This is a genomic window from Pseudomonas sp. UBA6276 (assembly GCF_002438365.1).
Classification (GTDB): Bacteria; Pseudomonadota; Gammaproteobacteria; order Pseudomonadales; family Pseudomonadaceae; genus Aquipseudomonas; species Aquipseudomonas coleopterorum.
In genome coordinates this window covers 4,466-7,654 of record NZ_DJUS01000131.1, presented here as the reverse complement: position 1 = coordinate 7,654, position 3,189 = coordinate 4,466, and the positions used below count along the sequence as shown (strand labels likewise).

The following is a 3,189-nucleotide window of genomic DNA, read 5'->3' as shown; positions in this document are numbered from 1 at the left end:
GGCTGGTGACGAACTTGCCTTCCTTACCGCAGAAAGGCGAGTCGTTGACCTGGAAGGTCATCGAAACGGTCGGCTCGTCGACGGTCAGTGGCTTCATCGCCTCGACGGTGTCCGGGTGGCACAGGGTGTCGGAGATGAACAGCGAGTCCATACCGCTGATGCAGACGATGTCGCCAGCAGCGGCTTCTTCGACGTCCACACGGTGCAGACCGTGGTGACCCATCAGCTTCAGGATACGGCCGTTGCGCTTCTTGCCGTCGGCACTGATGGCCACAACCGGGGTGTTCGGCTTGACCGAACCACGAGCGATACGGCCAACACCGATGACGCCCAGGAAGCTGTTGTAGTCCAGAGCGGAGATCTGCATCTGGAATGGACCTTCACGGTCCACGGCTGGCGCTGGAACGTTGTCGACGATCGACTGGTACAGCGGGGTCATGTCTTCGGCCATGTCGTTGTGGTCCAGACCGGCGATGCCGTTCAGGGCCGAGGCGTAGACGACTTTGAAGTCCAGCTGTTCTTCGGTGGCACCCAGGTTGTCGAACAGATCGAAGATCTGGTCCAGAACCCAATCAGGACGCGCGCCCGGACGGTCGACCTTGTTGATGCAGACGATCGGACGCAGGCCGGCTTCGAACGCCTTCTTGGTCACGAAACGGGTTTGCGGCATAGGGCCGTCCTGGGCATCGACCAGCAGCAGCACGGAGTCGACCATCGACATCACACGCTCTACTTCACCACCGAAGTCGGCGTGGCCCGGGGTGTCCACGATGTTGATGTGGTAGCCGTTCCAGTTGATGGCGGTGTTTTTCGCCAGAATGGTAATGCCGCGCTCTTTTTCCTGGTCGTTGGAGTCCATCACGCGCTCGTCGTTGAGCTCGTTGCGCTCCAGAGTGCCGGACTGACGCAGGAGTTTGTCTACCAGGGTGGTTTTACCATGGTCAACGTGAGCAATGATGGCGATGTTGCGTAGATTTTCGATCACTTGTGTATCTCGATCAGAGGATTCGGTTGCCGCGCATTCTACGTGGCGAATATTAATCAACGATGTTGCAACCGACCCTGTGGTCGGGGGGGCGATGGCGGATGGATCCGCCATTCAACCCCGGAACTCTATGTCGGACGATAAACGCGCACATTGGCATGTCCCTCACTCAACAAATGGTGAGCATGCAGTCGGCTCATGACGCCCCTGTCGCAATACAGCAAGTACTGGCGTGTGAAGTCCAGTTCCTTGAAGCGGTTGTTCAGGGCATAAAAAGGCATTGCCTTGACCTCGATGCCGGCCAGTGACAATGGCTGGTCTTCCTGGGCATCGGGGTGGCGGATATCGATGACGACCTGTCCGGGCAGCACCTGGCTGACCTCTTCGACTTCGATATCCCGGCCCAGCTGGTCGATGACTTCATCGATGGACACCAGCTTGGCACGCTCCAGCGCTCGCTCGAGCACGGCCATGTCGAAAGACTTCTCTTCATGGACAACGCGCGGCAGTTTTGCGCTGGTGGTCGGGTTGACCGAAATCACGCCGCAATATTCTGGCATGTGTTTGGCAAAATCGGCAGTCCCAATTTCAACTGCTTGATCGATGATGTCCTGTTTATGGCTGGCCAGCAGTGGACGCAACACCAATTTGTCGGTGGCGCTGTCGATCGCCGACAGGTTGGGCAGGGTCTGACTGGAGACCTGGGAGATGGCCTCGCCGGTGACCAGCGCAGGAATCTTCAACTGGTCGGCCAGGCGCGTGGCGGCACGCAGCATCATGCGCTTGAGGATCACGCCCATGTGGCTGTTGTCGACCTTGCCGAGAATCTCGCCCAGCACTTCTTCGAACGGCACGCTGATGAACAGCACGCGTTGGGAGCTGCCGTACTTCTTCCACAGGAAGTGAGCGACTTCCATCACGCCCAGTTCATGGGCACGACCGCCCAGATTGAAGAAGCAGAAATGGGTCATCAGGCCGCGACGCATGATCTGGTAGGCCGCGACAGTGGAATCGAAACCACCGGACATCAGAACCATGGTCTGTTCCAGAGCACCCAACGGGTAACCGCCCAGGCCATCGTGCTGGTCATGGATGACGAACAGGCGCTGGTCACGGATTTCCAGGCGCACCACGACGTCGGGCTTTTTCAGGTCGATGCCGGCAGCGCCGCACTCACGGCGCAACTGGCTGCCGACGGTGCGTTCCACGTCCATCGAGCTGAAGGCATGCTTGCCGGCACGCTTGGCACGCACCGAAAAGATCTTCCCAGGCAGCAGCGGGCCGAAGTGCGCCTTGCACTTGGCCACGATGTCGTCCATATCGCCCAGCGGGTATTCGTCCACTTGCAGGAAATGCGCGATACCTGGCGTGCAGCTCAGGCGCTCGGTCATCTCGCGCAACACCTTGGCGTCCGTCAGCTTGGTCTGGACTTCAAGGTTGTCCCACACGCCATTGACCACCAGCTGCGGGTCCAGGTCACGGAGCACCATGCGGATGTTCTTGGCGAGCTGGCGGATGAAACGCTTGCGCACCGGCGGGCTCTTGATGGTGATCTCTGGGAAGACTTTTACGATAAGTTTCATGAAAACAGCGCGCGAAATGCCAGCCTGAAAAGAGGGGCGCGGATTATAGCGGAAATTGCTCAAGGTTTGACCAGTTATCGTACGAACGGCCGAATGCACCATTCTGGACCGCCCGCAAACACCCCGCACCAAACCAGCGCACCCACATTCACCACCGCCCCCTGTAGCAGCGGCGCAAGCCGCGTCCCGCCTTTATACGCATCGATGCCTGAAACAAAGCATCACGCGGCTTGCGCCGCTGCTACAGGGGAATGTGCTCGAACACAGGGATCGTGCATATCGGCGTTGCGTCCATCACGGGGCACTGGCATGCAAATTGCTCCCTTGTGAGGCAGGTTGCCTTGGCCGACTATCGGGCCCGGCATCACTCATATTTGGGGCCCTCACCATAATCGGCCCTATTCCACCCCGGAGGACAACATGTCGAAGTCGGTTCAACTCATCAAAGATCATGACGTCAAGTGGATTGATCTGCGCTTCACTGATACCAAAGGCAAGCAGCAGCACGTGACCATGCCAGCGCGCGATGCACTAGACGACGACTTCTTCGAAGTCGGCAAGATGTTCGACGGCTCCTCCATCGAAGGCTGGAAAGGCATCGAAGCCTCCGACATGATCCTG

3 protein-coding genes are annotated in these 3,189 nt (G+C 58.7%); 1 reads left to right on the top strand and 2 read right to left on the bottom strand.

Annotated elements, in window-relative coordinates; translation table 11 throughout:
• Positions 1 to 985: GTP-binding protein (locus B2V21_RS15565; protein ID WP_286917328.1), on the bottom strand; the 985-nt coding region annotated here is incomplete at its 3' end.
• Positions 986 to 1,113: 128 nt separating this feature from the next.
• On the bottom strand, positions 1,114 to 2,568 hold the full coding sequence (gene thiI, locus B2V21_RS15560; protein WP_049861724.1) for a tRNA uracil 4-sulfurtransferase ThiI: 1,455 nt from the start codon (positions 2,566 to 2,568) through the stop codon (positions 1,114 to 1,116).
• Between the two features lie 420 nt (positions 2,569 to 2,988).
• Here thiI and B2V21_RS15555 point away from each other — a divergent pair.
• The coding region (locus B2V21_RS15555; RefSeq protein ID WP_286917327.1) for a glutamine synthetase beta-grasp domain-containing protein at positions 2,989 to 3,189 on the top strand (201 nt) is incomplete at its 3' end.